Below are 17,888 nucleotides of genomic sequence, written 5' to 3'. Positions count from 1 at the left end.
TCACTCCCGGCCAGGTCCCGTCCGCCTCACGTACGGCCGGTCGGTTCGAAGCCGCGTGCCGCCCGCCGAGGAGAAGGGGCGCCCCCGCCGACGGGATGTGGTGGGGGTCCTCCGGCAACCCCACCAGAGCGATCGGCGGACGCGGGGGAGCGACGCACCCGCGCATGTCATCCTCGGCCTAAAATCTCGGCCACAGCCGCGCACGACACCCGGGGGCGCGCGCTCGCGGGGTCATCCCCCTCCCGGTTTAGTGTGAGAAGGATCGTGCGGGCAGAAACACGACACGCGACCTCCGCGCGCCTCGCGAGGAGAACGCACGTACCGCGTACGCAGGAAAGGGTCTTCATGAACCGCTTGAGGGACGCGACGAGCCCCTACTTGCTGCAGCACGCGGACAATCCCGTCGACTGGTTCGAATGGGGTGAGGAGGCGTTCGCCGAGGCCGCCCGGCGGAACGTGCCGCTGCTGATCAGCGTCGGCTACTCGGCGTGCCACTGGTGCCATGTGATGGCCCACGAGTCCTTCGAGGACCAGGCCACGGCCGCGCTGATGAACGAGCACTTCGTCAACGTGAAGGTCGACCGCGAGGAGCGACCCGACGTCGACGCGGTGTACATGGCGGCCACCCAGGCCATGACCGGCCAGGGCGGGTGGCCGATGACGGTCTTCGCCACCCCGGAGGGCCACCCCTTCTACACCGGCACCTACTTCCCCAGGCAGCAGTTCCAGCGGCTGCTGGCCGGGGTGTCGAGCACCTGGACCGGCGAGCGGGAGGCCGTGCTGGAACAGGGCTCGAAGATCGTGGAGGCGCTGAACGAGCGGTCGGCGCTGCCGTCCGGGCCGCTGCCCACGCCGGACACGCTCACCCGGGCCGTGCACAGCCTGGCCGAGACCTTCGACCCGGTGCGCGGTGGTTTCGGCGGGGCGCCCAAGTTCCCGCCGTCGATGGCCCTGGAGTTCCTGCTGAGGTACGGCGCGGCCGCCCCGGAGGGGACGGAGGGTGAGGACCGGCGGGCGACCGCCGACGCGGCGACGTCCATGGCCGGGCGGACGCTGGAGGCCATGGCCCGGGGCGGCATCTACGACCAGCTCGCCGGCGGGTTCGCCCGCTACAGCGTGGACGCCGACTGGGTGGTTCCGCACTTCGAGAAGATGCTCTACGACAACGCCCTGCTCCTGCGGGTCTACGCGCACTGGTGGCGCTCCACCGGCTCCGACCTGGGCAGGCGGGTGGCGCTGGAGACGGCCGACTGGCTGCTGGCCGAGATGCGCACCCCCGAGGGGGGCTTCGCCTCCGCCCTGGACGCCGACAGCGAGGGCGTGGAGGGCAAGTTCTACGCCTGGACCCGCGAGGAGCTCCGCGAGGTCCTCGGCGAGGAGGACGGGCTCTGGGCGATCGAGCTGTTCGAGGTGACCGGGACGTTCGAGCACGGCACCTCGGTGCTGCAGCTCCTCGCCGACCCCGATCCCGGCGACGCCGAACGGTTCGCCCGGGTACGCTCCGCGCTGCTGGCCGCGCGGGCCGGCCGGGTGCGGCCGGGCCGGGACGACAAGGTGGTGGCCGCCTGGAACGGCCTGGCCGTCGCCGCCCTCGCGGAGACCGGCGCCCTGTTCGAGCGGCCCGACCTCGTCGAGGCGGCGCGCGCGGCGGCCGTGCTGGTCGACGAGCTCCACATGGACGGCGACCGGCTGCTGCGCACCTCCCGCGACGGCAGGCCAGGGACCAACGCCGGAGTCCTGGAAGACTACGGCGACCTCGCCGAGGGCCTGCTCGCCCTGTACGGGGTGACCGGGGAGGTCCGCTGGTTCAAGCGGGCCGAATCGCTGCTCGGCACCGTCCTGGAGCGGTTCTCCGACGGCTCCGGCGGCTTCTACGACACCGCCGACGACGCCGAGCGGCTCTTCCAGCGTCCCCGGGACGCGACCGACAACGCCACCCCGTCCGGCCAGTTCGCCGCCGCGGGCGCGCTGCTCTCGTACGCCGCGCTGACCGGCTCGACCAGGCACCGCGAGGCGGCCGAGGCGGCCCTGGGCACGGTCACCGTGCTGGCCGACAGGCACGCGCGGTTCGCCGGGTGGGGGCTGGCCGCGGCCCAGGCGGCGGTGTCCGGCCCGATCGAGGTCGCGATCGTGGGCCCGGCGGGCGATCCGGCGACGGCCGCCCTGCACAGGACCGCCCTGCTGTCATCCCTGCCCGGTCTGGTCGTGGCTCTCGGCGAGCCCGATTCCGCCACCGGTTCTGGTCCCGGCGCCGATTCCGGTCCTGATTTTGGTCCTGATTTCGGCTTCGGTGCCGGGGAGGTCCCGCTTCTGGCCGGCCGGGGGCTGGTGGGCGGCGAGCCCGCGGCCTACGTGTGCCGTGGCTTCACCTGCAGGATGCCCGTCACCACCCCCGAGACCCTGCGAGCCGAGCTGGCGAACGGGGCGTAAAGGGCGGCCGGGACCGGTTGCTCCGGCCGGGATCAGATGTCCCGGCCGGAGTCAGATGCCCTGGACGGGGTCGCCGAGCCTGCGCCCCAAATCGTCGGGGCCGAGACCGCCGTCGCCCTCGTCGCCGGGGTCCTCACCCCGGCCGGGCCCGGGGCCGTCGCCGGGACCGCCCGGTCCCTCGTCGGCGTCCTCGGGGGTCGTGGTCTGGTCGGGCTCCGGGGTCGTGGTCTGGTCGGGGTCCGCGCTCTGGTCGGGGCCGGGAGTGCCCAGCTCGTCGGGACCGGGCGTGACCGTGTCCTGGCCGCCGTCCTGCTCGTCGCCGTACCGGTCGTCGGAGCCGTAGTCGCCGTACGGATCGGAGTAGCCGTAGTTGGACGGCTCCTTGAACTCCTTGACCGGCTTTCCCTTCATCGCCTCGGTCATGAAGGCCCGCCAGATCTGCGCGGGGTAGGAACCGCCGTACAGGGCGCTGCCGTTCACCGTCACCGGCTTGTTGTCGTCGCGGAACATGTCGACCGCCACGGCCAGCTGCGGGGTGAACCCGGCGAACCACACGGCCGCCGACTCGTCGGTGGTGCCCGTCTTGCCCGCCACGGGACGGTCGTAGAGGCGGGCGCCGGAGCCGGTGCCCGCCTCGACGACCTGGGTCAGCGCGTAGGTGGCGTCGACGGCGGCCTGCTCGCCGAAGGCGCGCTTCCCCTTGGTGGAGCTCTTGACGACCTTGCCCTCGGCGTCGGTGACCGAGCGGATCACGTGGGCCTCGCGGTGGACGCCCTCGGCGGCGAAGGAGGCGAAGCCCGAGGCGTTCTGGACGGCGCTCACCGAGGCCACGCCGAGCGGGAGCGTGGCGGCGCCCCGGTGCGGGTCGAGCTGCTTGCCGGGGATCCCGGCCTCCTCGGCGACCTTGACGACCTTGTTCAGGCCGACCTTCTGGGCGAGGTCGACGAACGCGGTGTTGACCGAGTTCTGGGTCGCCTTGACCAGGTTGACCTCGCCGTAGGAGTAACCGCCCGAGTTGGGGATGTCCGCGGAGGCGATCCGGAGCGGGGAGTTGCCGTTGACCCTGGTGTCGAGGCCGAAGCCGTTGTCCAGGGCCGCGGCCAGCGTGTAGGCCTTGAACGTCGACCCGGCCTGCACCTTGGCGGAGAAGGAGTTGTCGAACTTGTTGGCGGTGTAGCTGCGGCCGCCGTAGAAGGCCACGACCTCACCGGTGGCGGGGTCGACGGCGGCCAGCCCGGTGCGGACCTTCTTGGGGGTGTCGTCAGGCAGGACCGAGGTGACGGCGCGCTCGGCGGCCGCCATCAGGCTCTTGTCGAAGGTCGAGACGATCTTCAGCCCGCCCTGGTTGATGACCTCGTCGGTGTATCCCCTGCGCTTGAGCTCGGCCGTCACCTGGTCGAGCATGTAGCCCTCCTGCCCTTTGGGCGCGAAGACCGCCTTGGGCTTGCGGAGGCTGGGGAAGGTCACCGCGGCGGCCTCCTCCGAGGTGATCGCCCCGGTGTCCACCATCCCGTCGACCACCGACCTCCAGCGGTCCCTGGCCGCGTAGAGGTCGGGGCCCTGCGGGTCGGCGAACCTGGAGGGCTGCTGGATCACCGCGGCGAGGTAGGCGCCCTCGGCGAGGGTCAGCTTGCTCACGTCCTTGCCGAAGTAGGCTCCGGCCGCCGCCTGGACCCCGTCGGCGCCCCGGCCGAAGTAGATCGTGTTGAGATACTGCTCCAGCACCCAGTCCTTGGACTTCGACTGGTCCACCTTCAAGGAGATCATGACCTCCTTGAGCTTCCTGACTATGGAACGTTCCTGGCTGAGGCCGCTGTAGTAGTTGCGAACCATCTGCTGGGTGATCGTGGAGCCGCCCTGGAGCTGCTGGCCGCTGACCGTGGACCACATGGCGCGGAAGGTGCCCGAGAGGGAGACGCCCTGGTCCTCGTAGAAGGAGCGGTTCTCCGCCGCGATGACCGCGTCCCGCAGGCTCCTCGGCACCTTGTCGAGGGCCACGCTCTTGCGGTTGACGCCCTGTCTGGCCAGCACGGTCTTGCCGTCGCGGTAGTAGATCACCGAACCCTGCGCGGTGGCCCTTGGCTGCGTGCTGTCGGGGATGGGGGTGATCGCCCACACCACGCCGAGCAGGCCGATCGCCGAGATGACCCCGACGCCGAAGACGATGAGTGTGATCCTCAGGAGCTTCCTCCTGGGACTGCTCGTCCCGCCCTTTAACACGCGTGACCCCCCGATAGGACCCGCCGCTGACCCCCGACGGTGCGGACCGTTAAGGGTAAACGATGGATAACGGTGTCTGGCCCCTGCTTGGCATGGTACGGCTAGCCCTTCCCCTTGCGCGGGACATCGGCCACCAAAGGCAGAACACGGTATGGCACAGGGGTGTCCAAGGCGATCACCGATGACGTCCTGACCACGCCCCGGACATCAACGATCAGGTCAATTACCCGCTGCAGGTCGGCATTGCTGCGCGCCACCACCCGGCAGTGCATGTCGTCGCCGCCGGTGATCGTGTGCACCTCCAGCACCTCGGGAATGGCGGCGAGCTGGTCGGCGACCGGATCGTGCCCGCTGACCTGGCGGATCTGCAGGGTCACGAACGCGGTCACGTCGTAGCCGAGCGCCGCGGGGGCGATGTCCGGGCCGAACCCGGTGACCACCCCCCTGGAGACCAGCCGGTCGAGGCGCGCCTGCACGGTCCCCCTGGCCACACCGAGCCGCCGCGAGCACTCCAGCACCCCGAGCCGGGGCTCCGCCGCCAGCAGGGCGATGAGCCGGGCGTCGAGCTGGTCGATCGTCATGATGTACAGATGCTCCGCGGTGACCGGCGAGTAGGTGCACATATTGTGCAGTCTTTGAAGACAGTGTTGCACAAACAGCCCAAAAAACCAGACAGTATGCGCATGAGTGACATCTTTCCTGTGAACGGTATGGACTGCGTGGTCTTCGCGGTGGGCAACGCCAAGCAGGCCGCCCATTACTACTCCAGCGCGTTCGGCATGCGGCTCGTGGCCTACCGGGGCCCGGAGAACGGCAGCCGTGACGAGGTGGCGTACGTCCTCACCTCGGGCTCCGCCAGGTTCGAGTTCCGGGGGGCGGTACGTCCCGGTACCGGGGTCGCCCGCCACGTGGCCGAGCACGGCGACGGCGTGATCGACCTCGCCATCGAGGTCCCCGACGTGGAGACGGCCTACGCCCACGCGCTCGCCCAGGGCGCCCGGGGTCTGGTGGAGCCGCACGTGATGGAGGACGACCACGGCAAGGTCGTGGCGGCGGCGATCGCGACCTACGGCGAGACCCGGCACACCCTGGTCGACAGGTCCAACTACAGCGGCCCGTACCTGCCCGGCTACGTCGCGGCGAAGCCCCTGGTGGCGGCCCCCGACGTGCGCAACGGCCGCCTGTTCCAGGCCGTCGACCACTGCGTCGGCAACGTGGAACTCGGCAAGATGGACGAGTGGGTGGAGTTCTACAAGCGGGTCATGGGCTTCACCAACATGGCGGAGTTCATCGGCGACGACATCGCCACCGAATACTCGGCGCTGATGTCCAAGGTGGTCGCGGACGGCACCCGCAAGGTGAAGTTCCCGCTCAACGAGCCGGCGATCTCCAAGAAGAAGTCGCAGATCGACGAGTATCTGGAGTTCTACGGCGGCCCCGGCGTCCAGCACATCGCGCTGGCCACCAACGACATCCTCGGCACCGTCGACCACATGCGCGAGGCCGGTGTGAGCTTCCTGGACACCCCCGCCTCCTACTACGACGACCCCGAGCTGCGCGCCCGCATCGGCGAGGTCCGCGCGCCGATCGAGGAGCTGAAGAAGCGCGGGATCCTGGTCGACAGGGACGAGGACGGCTACCTGCTGCAGATCTTCACCAAGCCGGTGCAGGACCGCCCGACGGTGTTCTTCGAGCTGATCGAGCGGCACGGCTCGCTCGGCTTCGGCAAGGGCAACTTCAAGGCGCTCTTCGAGGCGATCGAGCGCGAGCAGGACCTGCGGGGCAACCTGTAACCGGGGGCCGATCGAGGCCGTCCGGCCAGGGAGCGCCCGCGACCAGGGACAGGGAACCCGTCCAGGGCCCGGAAGCGGCCCGCGCCCGAGGCCGGCCGACGTTCGGAGCGCCCCGACGACCATGGCCGACCATGGCCCGACCTTGGACCGACCGCGCCCCGGAGCGGCCCGCGACCAGGGCCGTCCGGGGCCTGCCGGGGCTCGGGAGCAACCCATAACCGTCCTTGGCTTTGCGATGGCGGCCTTGTGGCGATCACCCTTGAATGGGATCAGTACCGCCACCGCCGGACGATCGGGGATCGGACCCGTGGTCCGATCCCGCGTCGCCCGGACCGGGCCACGAAGGCCCGGGTCCCGGTCCCGGTCCCGGTCCCGGTCACGGTCCCGGTCACGAGCCTGACCCCGGGCACGATCCCGCCTCCGGCCACAAGCCCGATCCCGGGCACGAGCCCGGTCACCAGCCCCTCCCCGGGCACGAGCCCTTCCCCGGCCGCGGCCCCTCTCCCGGCCACGAGCCGGGCCCCGGCCCCCGCCACGGGCCCGGCCCCGACCCCGGTTTCGGTCACGCCTCCGCGGGCGAGCCGCCCAGCGGTTTTCCCCGGCCGGGCGCCATGAGGCTGGGCGGGCGCTGGCGCCGCCTCTTCGCGGGAATCTTCGACCTTCTCGTCGTCGGGCTCATCTCCTCGCCCTTCACCTACCGGACCGTCAGCACCATCACGGGCGCGGCGAGTGGTCTATCGGTGCAGGTACCCTACGCGGAGACTCTCCTGGTGGCGGTTATCGGCTTCCTGTACTACTGGCTGCTGACCGCCTTCTGGAACGGTCAGACGCTCGGCAAGAAGATCTTCCGGCTACGCGTGGCGGACATCAGCGGTCAAAGAGCCGGTGTCGGGCAGGTCGCGCTCCGCGAACTGGTGACGTGGCTCATGTACTCCACCTGTTGCCTCGGCTGGATAGACGTGGCTTTCATCCTTTTCTGGTCACGTAAGCAGGCCGTGCACGACATCGCGGCCAGAACGCTTGTCATAGACGCCTGATCGCCGCAGGTCAGTCGCGTAATGTGCCATTCCACGGGCTCGGCCGTGCGGCCGGGAAAGGGGCTTTAACGTATGGCGTCCAAACGGCTGGCCACCACGGCGACCGCCGCTCTTCTCTGCACGCTCGGGACCGTCGGCACGGTCGCCTGCTCGGCGTCGAACGGGGAGAGTGTCCCTCCGGCGAGTCCCGCGAAGCCGGTCGCCTCCACCGTGAGTCCCCTGAAGCCGGTCGCCTCGGCCTCCGACGTCGCCGCCGGTCGCGAGGCCCTGCCCGGCGCCCCGGGGATCGGCGACGCCGACTTCCCCACCGACGGCAACGGCGGCTACGACGTCGACCACTACGGGCTCAGGCTGAGCTACGACCCGCCCACCAAGCACCTGTCGGGAGTGACCCAGATCCAGGCCCGGGCCACCCAGAACCTGGCGAGCTTCAACCTCGACCTCTCCGGCTTCACCGTCGGCCGGATCACCGTGGACGGCAAGCCCGCGAGATTCGACAGGTCGGGGACCGAGCTCAACGTCACCCCGGCCGCGCCCATCTCGAGCGCCGCCGTGTTCACCGTCGAGGTCGCGTACGCTGGCGAACCCGAACCCGTCCGGGGCTCCTCCAACCTGGGCACGTACGGCTTCATCCCGACCCGGGACGGCGCGTTCGTCACGTGCCAGCCCAACGGCGCCAAGACCTGGTTCCCCGGCAACGACCACCCCTCCGACAAGGCGAGCTACGACTTCGAGGTCACCGTGCCCGCTGGGCTGACCGCGCTGGCCAACGGCGAGCTCGTCGGCGCGCCGAAGACCGCCGGGGGCAAGACGACCTTCCGGTGGCGGGAGAGCCACCCGATGGCCAGTTACCTCGCCACCATGACGCTGGGCAAGTTCGAGATGCTCCAGGGCACGACCCCCGGCGGCCTGAAGAACGTGGCGGCCGTCGACCCGAAGTTCCGCGGCTCGCTGCGGAAGCTGTACGACGTGTCGGGAAGGGTCACCGACTACTGGAGCACGGTCTTCGGCCCCTACCCCTTCTCCTCCACCGGAGGCGTGGTCGACGACTTCCCCGCGGGTTACGCGCTGGAGAACCAGACCAAGCCCATGTACGGCGGATTCGCCCCCGACGACGCCATCATCGCCCACGAGCTGGCCCACCAGTGGTTCGGCGACAGTCTCAGCATCACGCGGTGGAGGGACCTGTGGCTCAACGAGGGCTTCGCGACCTACGCCGAGTGGCTCTGGTCGGAGCACGAGGGCCAGGCCACCGCCGAGCAGCTCTTCCGCAGGCACTACAGCGCCGGGGCCGACGACCCCATCTGGAGCTACGCCCCAGGCCAGGCCAGGCCGAACGACCTGTTCAACAACTCCGTCTACACCCGGGGCGGCATGACGCTGCACGCGCTCAGGCAGCGGATCGGCGACCCGGCGTTCTTCAGGCTCCTGAAGGAGTGGAACGCCGCGCACAAGTACGGGAGCGTCACGACCCCGGAACTCGTCGCGATGGCCGAGAAGATCTCCGGCAAGAAGCTCGGAGCCCTCTTCGACGCCTGGCTGTTCACCCCGCGGAAGCCGACGACCTGGTGACAGGGCCGTCCACCCGGTGACGTGACCTGCCCCGGCGCCCCGGTGCCCCGGCGGCGAGCCTCGAAACGCCGCGACGCCCTCGCGCCCCCGTAAGCCGGGCCCCTCGTGGGCCTCGCAAAACCTCGTAAGGCCTCGTAAGGCGGGGGACGCGGGGGCGACCCACCTCGGCGGATCACGCGACGATGATCTTGTATCCCTCGACGCGCAGGGAGCCCAGAACCTCCTCGGAGTGCACGGGCCCCTTGGTCTCCAGCTGCAGCTGGACCTCGACCTCCCCCAGGTGCATGCCCAGCCGCTCGTGCACGATGTCGAGCACGTTCGCGCCGAGTTCCGCCAGCCGCGACAGCAGCGCCGCCAGCGCGCCCGGCCGGTCGGAGAGCGGGACCCGCAGGGTGAGATAGCGCCCCGCGGCGGCCAGACCGTGCCGAAGGACCTTGGCCAGCAGCAGCGGGTCGATGTTGCCCCCGGAGAGCACGGCCACCACCGGCGGCTCGAAGACGTGCGGGTGGGCCAGGATCGCGGCCACTCCGGCCACGCCCGCGGGCTCGACGACCTGCTTGGCGCGTTCGAGGCAGAGCACCAGCGCCTGGGAGATCTGGCTCTCGGTGACGGTGACGACGCTGTCGACCAGATAGTGGATCAGCTCGAAGGGCAGCTCGCCCGGACGGCCCACCGCGATGCCGTCGGCCATCGTCGAGGCGGGCCTGACCTCGACCGGATGCCCGGCCGCCAGCGACGCCGGGTAGGCGGCGGCCCGCTCCGCCTGCACCCCGACGATCCGCACGCCCGGCCTCAGCGACTTGACCGCGAGCGCCACCCCGGCCGCCAGCCCGCCCCCGCCCAGCGACATCACGATCGTGCCGACCTCGGGCAGCTGGTCCACGATCTCCAGCCCGATCGTGCCCTGCCCGGCGATGACGTCGTGATGGTCGAAGGGGTGGATGAACACGGCCCCGGTTCGGTCCGCGTGCTCCCTCGCCCGCTCCAGCGCGACGTCCACGGTGTCACCCGCGAAGAGCACCTCGGCGCCGTACGACCGGGTCGCGGCCACCTTGGGCAGCGGCGCCCCCTGGGGCATGTAGACCGTCGCCCTGGCCCCGACCAGCCCCGACGCGAGCGCGACCCCCTGCGCGTGGTTGCCCGCGCTGGCCGCGACCACCCCCCGCCGCCGCTCCTCCTCCGTCAGCCCGGCGATCCTGACGTACGCCCCCCGGATCTTGAACGAACCCGAGCGCTGCAGGTTCTCGCACTTGAGGTGGACAGGCCCGCCGATGATCTCGGAGAGCACGTGGGAGTGGAGCAGCGGGGTGCGCAGGGCGACGTCGGCCAGCAGCTCACGCGCGGCGACCACGTCGTCGTAGGCCACCTGTGGGTCTGACATGCGGATCATCGTACGACGTGCGCGCCCGCCCTCGTCCCCACACGAAGCCCGCCCCCACCCCTGATCGTGAGCAGCGGGTGGCGGCGCCGCGCACGATGCGGGTGATCTGACGGAACCGGTGGAAGTCCCTCGACGGGCCGGGCGATGATCTCCTCGTGAAACGGCTCGTTGTGGCGACGGCGGTCTGCCTTCTGGTCGCTCTGGGAGTGGCGGGCCTGCAGGCCTGGGAGCCGCGGCGGCCGGATCTGACGGGACTGGCGCGCGAGGAGGTCCTCACCCTCGACGCCTCCACGCGGGCGACCTTCCTGCGGGTGGTCGACGACCACCTGCAGACGGCTCCCGAACGGGTCGGGAACACCTTCCTGACCCAGGAGAGACCCGAGCTCGATCCGCGGATGTTCTGTCACGAGGAGCTCGTCGAGATCCGCAGGAAGAGCGCGAACGCCTACCTGGTCGGCGTCGTGGCCATGTGCGAGGAGTTCGCCCGCTCCGGCGACGCGCTCCTGTCGGGAACCGGTTTCAGGGTCCCGCTGCTCGTCACGCTGGAGGCCGCCGGAGGCCGCTTCGAGGTCCGGCACGTCAGGGAGGCCGGGGACGGCGCCGAGAACCTGCCCTCCATCCGCGCGATGTTCTCCCCCGACGGCGCGCCCAGGGCACACGAACTCGGTGGTCACGGCTCCCCAGGCCTGGCGGAAAGAACCGGCGACGAGGCCCGCCGGGCCTTCGGCCTCCCCTCGACCGCTAAGATCATCCACCCGTGACCGGAAGCCGCCCGTTCCGGGATCCGGCAGAAGGAGATGACCCGGTGAGCAGCCGTCGCGCCCCGAACTCATCGCCGGCTTCGGCGACGAGCAGCTCAGGGTCGGCCGACGTCACGGGTGGCCGGCCGGCCGGTGGGAGGAGAAGACCAGGACCGAGGCGGTGAAGCCGTGGACGTGGTTGTGGCCGCCCACCGGGCCCACCTCTCCGGCGGCGAAGAACCCGGCGACCCCGATGGGACCCAGGGTGTCGCGGACGGCGACGGCGTCGTGGTCGGCGCTGCCGAACATGGCCGAGCCGCGGCCGTTGCAGGAGAACAGCAGGGCGCCGTCCACCCGGCCGAACTCCTCGCGGTGCGCGTCCAGCAGCTCGTACAGGTCCTCGTCGGCGGTGGCGGCATCACGGACCTGGAAGCGGACGGTACGGCCGATCTCGACGATGTCACCGATGGCCACGGCCTCCCGCTCGGGATCGATGCCGAGCACGCCCCGGATCAGGAAGTCGCCGCGCTCGTGCTTCTCGGCGTACTCGTCCATGGCGATGCCGATCTGCAGCCCCGAGGCGACCAGGTCACGGTCGTCCTCGTCCAGGGCGCTGACGATCTCCTCCAGCCGTGCCAGGGCGGGCTGCCCGGCGAGTTCGAGCAGGAGGTTGTCCTCGACGGAGGTGACGGCCATCGTCGGGCCGATCGGGCGGCAGCCCTGACTGACCACGGTGCTGACGTTGAGGGCGCCGCTGAGCAGCACCCCGACGGCCCCCTCGGTGTGGATCTCCCCGTTGGCGAAGAGCCGGACCGCGCCGCGGCCCTGGATCGCGTTGGCCAGGCCGCCGATCAGGGGGAGGTTTCCCATGACCTCCTCGGAGCGCTCGACGAAGCCGTCGGTGGGGAAACTGTAGGGGTCGGCGAGCAGGATGGCCGCGTGATCGTCGGGGGCGCGGTCGGGCAGGCCGACCACGACGAAGCGGTCGTCGGTCCTCAGCGTGTCGAGCACGAAGGTCGTCAGCCGCGCCCCGCCGAGGGAGGCGGCCCAGGCGCTCACCGCCGGGGTGACCTCGACCCCCTGCCCGTCGCCGATGACCCCGGTGGCGCTGCACCCGAGGACGGCGGCGCCGGGCGCCATGCTCATCGCGCGCAGCCCGGCGCGGGAGACGTCGTCGGGATCGTCCCCGCAGATGAAGAAACAGAGCAGGTCGGCCGGTCCGGACAGGCCGGACAGGGCTTGGCGCACCGCGCTCTCGGCCGCGGAGACCAGATCGGACCCCACCGCCAGGCCGTCGGCGAAACGGCTCGTCATCAGCGCCACTCGTCTCGCCCCTCCCTCTTGTCCCGTGTCCGGTGGCTCGCCGGGAGCGCCCGGATCTCGTCCGGATCTCACCCTGAAGCCCTGAAGCCTGCCGTGAGGCCTGTCGTGAACTGCCGCGAGGTCCGTCGGCGCCGCGAAACCGTGAACGCCGGAGATCCCACGTGGCGGCCCCTTCCGAGGCCGGCCCGGCTCCTTGATCCGGGAGCCACCCGATGTCTTGTCTTGGAGCGATTCTCCCCACTGCCGACACAAGCACTCACGTTGGCCGCCACGCAATCGCCAAGATCCGAAAGAGGGATGAGAGTGCCGCATCGGGCGTTGTGGACGTAGGCTCGATCCCGTGCCTCAAATCCCAGAGCCACGTACTCTGCGCGAGCTGCGCGCGAGCGGCCATATTCACCGTACGGTAAAGGCCGAGATCCGTGAGAATCTCCTGACCCGCCTGCGGGCAGGAGAGCCGCGGTTCCCCGGCATCGTGGGCTTCGACGACACCGTCCTGCCATACCTGGAGCGAGCGTTGCTCGCCGGGCACGACCTGGTCCTGCTCGGTGAGCGGGGTCAGGGCAAGACCCGGCTGATCCGCACCGTGACCGGGCTCCTCGACGAATGGACCCCCGTCGTCGAGGGCTGTGAGATCAACGACCATCCCTACGAACCCTCCTGTGTCCGCTGCCGCCGCCTGGCCGACGAGGCGGGCGAGGAGCTGCCGATCTCCTGGAAGCACCGGGACGAGCGGTACGGCGAGAAGCTGGCCACCCCCGACACCTCCGTCGGCGACCTGATCGGCGACATCGACCCGATCAAGATCGCCGAGGGGCGCACGCTCGGCGACCCGGAGACCGTCCACTACGGCCTGGTCCCCAGGAGCAACCGCGGGGTGTTCTCCGTCAACGAGCTGCCCGACCTGGCCGAGCGCATCCAGGTGTCGCTGCTCAACGTGCTGGAGGAGCGCGACATCCAGGTCAGGGGCTACAACCTGCGCCTGCCCCTGGACATCCTGCTGATCGCCAGCGCCAACCCCGAGGACTACACCAACCGCGGCCGGATCATCACCCCGCTGAAGGACCGCTTCGGCGCCGAGATCCGCACCCACTACCCGTTGTCGATCGAGACCGAGCTGGTCCTGATCCGCCAGGAGGCCGCGCTCGGCGAGGTGGGCGCCGACCTGCCCGACCACCTGATCGAGGTGATCGCCCGGTTCACCCGGCTGGTCCGCGAGTCCACCGCGGTGGACGCGCGCTCGGGGGTCTCGGCCCGCTTCTCCATCGCCGCCGCCGAGACCGCGGCGGCCTCGGCCGTACGGCGGGCGGCGCTGACCGGCGAGGACCACGCGGTGGCCAGGGTCGCCGACCTGCCGGGGATCGTGCACACGCTGCGCGGCAAGGTGGAGTTCGAGGTCAGCGAGGAGGGCCGGGAGACCGAGGTGCTCTCGCACCTGCTGCGCAGGGCGGTGGCCGAGACGTTCCGCGGCACGCTCGGAGGCGCCGACCTGAACCCGCTCCTGGAGAAGTTCTCCGAGGGCGTCCAGGTCGAGTCGGGGGTGGCGGTCCCCGCGGCCGAGTTGCTGCGCAGGGTCGGCCCGGTTCCGGGCCTGGCAAGGATCATGTCCCAGCTCGGCATCGGCGACGAGTCCCCCGGACACGCCGCCGCCGCGCTGGAATTCGCCATGGAGGGCCTTTACCTCCTGCGCCGGCTGTCCAAGGACGAGGTGGACGGCACGACGGTTTACCGCACCTGAGGTGTCTGCATGAGCTATCGCTATGGCGAATACCGGGACGGGCCCGACCCGCTCGCCCCGCCGTACGACGTCCGTTCGGCGCTGGACCGGATGGGCGACGCGATCCTGTCCGGTTCCAACCCCTCCCATGCCCTGCGCGACCTGCTCAAGGAGGGCCTGCCGGGCGCGCAGGACCGTCGCGGCCTTGAGGATCTTCTCCGCGAGGTGCGGCGGCGCCGCCGCGAGCTGCGCGAGCGCGGCCGGCTCGACGGCACGCTGGAGCGGGCCAGGGCGCTGCTGGACAAGGCGATCGGCCAGGAGCGGGCCGAGCTGTTCCCCGACCCCTCGGACGAGGCCCGGCTGCGCGAGGCGGAGCTGGCCGCCCTGCCCGACGACACGGCGAGCGCCATCCGGGAGCTGGGCACCTACCGGTGGCGCTCGGCCGCCGCCCAGCGGACCTTCGAGGAGCTGCGCGACCTGCTGCGCAGGGAGGTGCTCGACAGCCAGTTCCGCGGCATGCGGCAGTCTCTGGCCAACCCCGACCCGGCCGCCATGGAGCGGGTCAGGGAGATGATGTCCGACCTGAACGACATGCTCGACCGGGATTCCCGGGGTGAGCACACCCAGGCCGACTTCGAGCAGTTCATGTCGAAATATGGGGACATGTTCCCAGAGGCGCCACGGAACCTGGAGGAGCTGGTCGACGCCCTGGCCCGGCGGGCGGCGGCCACCCAGCGCCTGCTGGCCTCCCTGACCCCGGCCCAGCGCGAGGAGCTCGACCAGCTGATCGAGCAGACCCTCCAGCAGGCCGGGCTGGACGAGCAGATGCGCCGCCTGGGCGAGTCCCTCTACGCCCGCCGCCCCGATCTGGCCTGGAACACCCCGGAGCGGCTGAGCGGCGACGAGCCGATGGGGATGTCCGACGCCGTGGGCGCGCTGGACGAGCTCGCCGACCTGACCCAGCTGGAGGCCGCGCTCCGCCAGGACTACCCCGGCGCCCGCATGGACGACATCGACGAGGCGGCGATCCGGCGGGCCCTGGGCCGGTCGGCCGTCGACGACCTGGAGGCGCTCAAGCAGGTCGAGCGCGAGCTGGAGCAGCAGGGCTACCTCCTGCGCCGGCGCGGCAAGCTGGAGCTCACCCCCAAGGCCGTACGGCGCCTGGGAGAGACCGCGCTGCGCCGCGTCTTCGCCTCCCTGGAGAGCGGGCGCCGCGGCGACCACGACCAGGTGGACGCGGGCTCGGCCGGCGAGCTCACCGGCTCCTCACGGCCTTGGCGGTTCGGCGACGAGCAGCCGATCGACGTGGTCCGTACGGTGATCAACGGGGTCCGGCGCGGCGGGAGCGGCGGCGCGGTGACCCTGTCGGTCGACGACTTCGAGGTGGCCGAGACCGAGCGGCGCACGGCGGCCGCGGTGTGCCTGCTGGTCGACCTGTCCTACTCGATGGCGCTGCGCGGCACCTGGGCCGCCGCCAAGCAGACGGCGATGGCGCTGCAGGCGCTGGTGGCCTCGAAGTTCCCCCAGGACTCGGTGCAGATCATCGGCTTCTCCAACTACGCCCGGGTGCTGCAGCCCGACGAGCTGGCGGGGCTGGAGTGGGACATGGTCCAGGGGACGAACCTGCACCACGCCCTGCTGATCGCCGGACGCCACCTGGACCGCCACCCCGACTTCGAGCCGGTCGTGCTCGTGGTCACCGACGGTGAGCCCACGGCCCACCTGCGGCGCAACGGTTCGGCGGCCTTCGAGTGGCCGCCCACCCAGGAGACGCTGGAGCTGACACTCGCCGAGGTCGACAAGATGACCCGGCGCAGGGCGACGCTCAACGTCTTCATGCTCGCCGACGACGAGCGCCTGAAGGAGTTCGTGAACGAGGTCGGGCGGCGCAACGGCGGGCGGGTCTTCTCCCCCGGCGCCGACCGCCTGGGAGAGTACGTCGTCAGCGACTTCCTGCGGGCTCGCCGCACCCGCTGAGTGCCCGTACGGGGAGATCGGCCGGTCCCCCCGTACGGGGCGGCGCGTTTTAAGCGCTGACGTAGGCTACGTAGCCGTCGAGCGCCAGATCGAAACCGTCGCGATAGTGGCGGTAGGAGCGGTAGCAGGGCCGCCACGCCGTGCTGTTGCCGACGCCCGCGCGGGCGTCGGCGATCGCGGAGGGGACCCGCGCGGGGGAGGGCAGGAGGCCACCGCCGAGATAGCGGTCGTCGGCGAGGACCGTGGGGGTGGCGGAGTCGCCGCCGACGTATCGGCCACGGCGCCAGCCGCTCTCCTCGTCCCAGACCAGCGCGTCGCCGCCCGTCAGGCGGATGGTGACGGTGCGCGGGTCGCAGGGGCCCTGCCACCAGCTCTCGACCTGGTCACCCAGTGCCTCGACGACGAGGCCGGCGTAGCGGGACGGCTGGTCCCGCCACTCCTCGGTGTACGGCTCAACATGTTTGACACCCACGGCGGGCACTCCCTTGTGCCGTCTTACTCTGTCCGATGGAACGCCCGCCCGGCACGACCACGGCTTCGGCGCCGCCGATCTCATCACACGGGAACGAGCTCGCCCCCGATCCTACTCACCCCGCGGACGTGCTCCGAGCGGAATGTGAAGATCGGTAATCTCGCACGACCGATACCGCCCCTTACCTCAACCGTGACCCTTTCGTAACAACCGCGTTGAAGCAAACCCCGTCTACCCAGTAAAGGAAAAACACGGTTTTCGAAAGGGGAGGAAGTGAGCCCGATGCTCGCGGGAATTCTCGTGGCGCTGATGCTCATCGTCTGCGTCTGTTTCGAGTTGTGCATGGTCCCGCACACCCGAGACAGGCACGACACCGTCGAAGGCGAGTGACCCAGCCCTGTCTTGAACGGCGGCGGCATCCGGGAAACGCTTGTTCTCCACGTCCCGGAGGGCCCCATGTGGATAATGGCCACGACAGTCGGCGCGATCGTCGTCGCGGGCTTTCTGATCGTCCTCGTGGCCGTGGTGATCAGCATTCACGTCGAGGACGGCCGCTTCACGATCACCGGTGACGCGCCCGGCAGGGCCACCGCGAGAACGCGCAGGCTGCTGGGGCTGAAGGTCGACCACAGCATCTGCCGGAAGGCGAAGGATCCGGAGCACGCCTGCCCGCTGTGCCGGAACATCCTTCAAACGATCATTAAGGAAGACCCCGCCGGCGAGTGACGCCGCGCGAGCTGTACCCAGACGAGATCACCGGATACTAATGTCTGGCGCATGACAGACCTGCTGCTCTGGCTGCACATCGGTTTTGCGATCTTCGCTCTGGGGCCGATCACCGCCGCCACGATGTCCACCCCCAGATTCATCCGCGCCAAGAACGTCGACGTCCTGCGCTATCTGCACAAGACCACGCGCATCTACGGTTTCGCGTCCGTCGGCGTCTTCCTGTTCGGGCTGCTGCTTGGCCGCGAATTCCTCGGAAAGCCGTACCTGTCGATATCCATGACGCTTTTCATCGTCGCCGCGGTGCTGCTGATCATGGTGGACCGGGATCAGAGCACCGCCATCCGGGTCCTCGCCAGCGAGAGCCCGGACGACGACGCCAAGGTGCAGACCGGCCGGATCGCCGCGCTCTCCGGCGTGATCGTGCTGATCTGGATGGTCATCCTGGCGCTGATGGTCTGGGGCAACCCGACCTGAGCCGCCCGGCGGCCCGCCCCGAA

General features: G+C 70.6%; 14 protein-coding genes. 9 read left to right on the top strand and 5 right to left on the bottom strand.

From position 1 onward, the window contains the following. The first annotated feature begins 345 nt into the window (after positions 1 to 345). A complete protein-coding gene (locus ACSDR0_RS04175; RefSeq protein ID WP_435287374.1) occupies positions 346 to 2,430 on the top strand; it encodes a thioredoxin domain-containing protein in 2,085 nt (694 codons plus the stop codon). 51 nt (positions 2,431 to 2,481) lie between these two features. Here the strand turns inward: ACSDR0_RS04175 and ACSDR0_RS04170 are convergent, their stop codons facing one another. Both ACSDR0_RS04170 and ACSDR0_RS04165 read right to left on the bottom strand, forming a co-directional pair. After that, complete coding sequence (locus tag ACSDR0_RS04170; protein WP_435287373.1) at positions 2,482 to 4,650, bottom strand: transglycosylase domain-containing protein; 2,169 nt, start codon at positions 4,648 to 4,650, stop codon at positions 2,482 to 2,484. A gap of 101 nt (positions 4,651 to 4,751) precedes the next feature. Next, on the bottom strand, positions 4,752 to 5,231 hold the full coding sequence (locus ACSDR0_RS04165) for an Lrp/AsnC family transcriptional regulator (RefSeq protein ID WP_435287596.1): 480 nt from the start codon (positions 5,229 to 5,231) through the stop codon (positions 4,752 to 4,754). Between the two features lie 102 nt (positions 5,232 to 5,333). Between ACSDR0_RS04165 and hppD the strand changes: the two genes are divergently transcribed. The 3 genes from hppD (at position 5,334) to ACSDR0_RS04150 (ending at position 9,052) form a co-directional block, all read left to right on the top strand. Then, complete coding sequence (hppD, locus tag ACSDR0_RS04160; RefSeq protein WP_435287372.1) at positions 5,334 to 6,443, top strand: 4-hydroxyphenylpyruvate dioxygenase; 1,110 nt, start codon at positions 5,334 to 5,336, stop codon at positions 6,441 to 6,443. Between the two features lie 263 nt (positions 6,444 to 6,706). Beyond that, complete coding sequence (locus tag ACSDR0_RS04155) at positions 6,707 to 7,480, top strand: RDD family protein (RefSeq protein ID WP_435287371.1); 774 nt, start codon at positions 6,707 to 6,709, stop codon at positions 7,478 to 7,480. 72 nt (positions 7,481 to 7,552) lie between these two features. After that, entirely contained in the window at positions 7,553 to 9,052 is a 1,500-nt protein-coding gene (locus tag ACSDR0_RS04150) for a M1 family metallopeptidase (protein WP_435287370.1), read from the top strand. Positions 9,053 to 9,224: 172 nt separating this feature from the next. On the opposite strand, the gene ilvA is transcribed toward ACSDR0_RS04150, so the two are convergent. Further along, positions 9,225 to 10,433, bottom strand: coding sequence for a threonine ammonia-lyase (gene ilvA, locus ACSDR0_RS04145; RefSeq protein ID WP_435287369.1), 1,209 nt, complete (start codon positions 10,431 to 10,433; stop codon positions 9,225 to 9,227). A 155-nt stretch (positions 10,434 to 10,588) separates the two neighbouring features. On the opposite strand from ilvA, the gene ACSDR0_RS04140 reads away from it, so the two are divergent. Further along, positions 10,589 to 11,194, top strand: a complete 606-nt coding sequence (locus ACSDR0_RS04140) for a hypothetical protein (RefSeq protein WP_435287368.1) — start codon at positions 10,589 to 10,591, stop codon at positions 11,192 to 11,194. A gap of 111 nt (positions 11,195 to 11,305) precedes the next feature. Here ACSDR0_RS04140 and ACSDR0_RS04135 read toward each other — a convergent pair whose 3' ends face one another. Next, positions 11,306 to 12,487, bottom strand: coding sequence for an FIST signal transduction protein (locus ACSDR0_RS04135; RefSeq protein ID WP_435287367.1), 1,182 nt, complete (start codon positions 12,485 to 12,487; stop codon positions 11,306 to 11,308). 349 nt (positions 12,488 to 12,836) lie between these two features. Between ACSDR0_RS04135 and ACSDR0_RS04130 the strand changes: the two genes are divergently transcribed. After that, positions 12,837 to 14,234, top strand: coding sequence for a sigma 54-interacting transcriptional regulator (locus ACSDR0_RS04130; protein WP_435287366.1), 1,398 nt, complete (start codon positions 12,837 to 12,839; stop codon positions 14,232 to 14,234). Between the two features lie 9 nt (positions 14,235 to 14,243). Next, positions 14,244 to 16,190, top strand: coding sequence for a vWA domain-containing protein (locus tag ACSDR0_RS04125; RefSeq protein ID WP_435287365.1), 1,947 nt, complete (start codon positions 14,244 to 14,246; stop codon positions 16,188 to 16,190). Between the two features lie 49 nt (positions 16,191 to 16,239). On the opposite strand, the gene ACSDR0_RS04120 is transcribed toward ACSDR0_RS04125, so the two are convergent. Beyond that, the gene (locus ACSDR0_RS04120; RefSeq protein ID WP_435287364.1) at positions 16,240 to 16,662 is read right to left on the bottom strand and encodes a DUF6292 family protein; all 423 of its coding nucleotides are present in this window, start codon (positions 16,660 to 16,662) and stop codon (positions 16,240 to 16,242) included. Between the two features lie 402 nt (positions 16,663 to 17,064). Here ACSDR0_RS04120 and ACSDR0_RS04115 point away from each other — a divergent pair, with 402 nt between their 5' ends. Together ACSDR0_RS04115 and ACSDR0_RS04110 are read left to right on the top strand one after the other, a co-directional pair. Next, positions 17,065 to 17,388, top strand: a complete 324-nt coding sequence (locus tag ACSDR0_RS04115) for a hypothetical protein (protein ID WP_435287363.1) — start codon at positions 17,065 to 17,067, stop codon at positions 17,386 to 17,388. A gap of 51 nt (positions 17,389 to 17,439) precedes the next feature. Beyond that, positions 17,440 to 17,865, top strand: coding sequence for a hypothetical protein (locus ACSDR0_RS04110; RefSeq protein WP_435287362.1), 426 nt, complete (start codon positions 17,440 to 17,442; stop codon positions 17,863 to 17,865). Positions 17,866 to 17,888 lie beyond the last annotated feature (23 nt).

The organism is Streptosporangium sp. G11 (assembly GCF_051192615.1).
Lineage (GTDB): Bacteria > Actinomycetota > Actinomycetes > Streptosporangiales > Streptosporangiaceae > Streptosporangium.
Note: the sequence above shows the minus strand (reverse complement) of the source record. Positions and strands in the feature narration are given on the sequence as shown.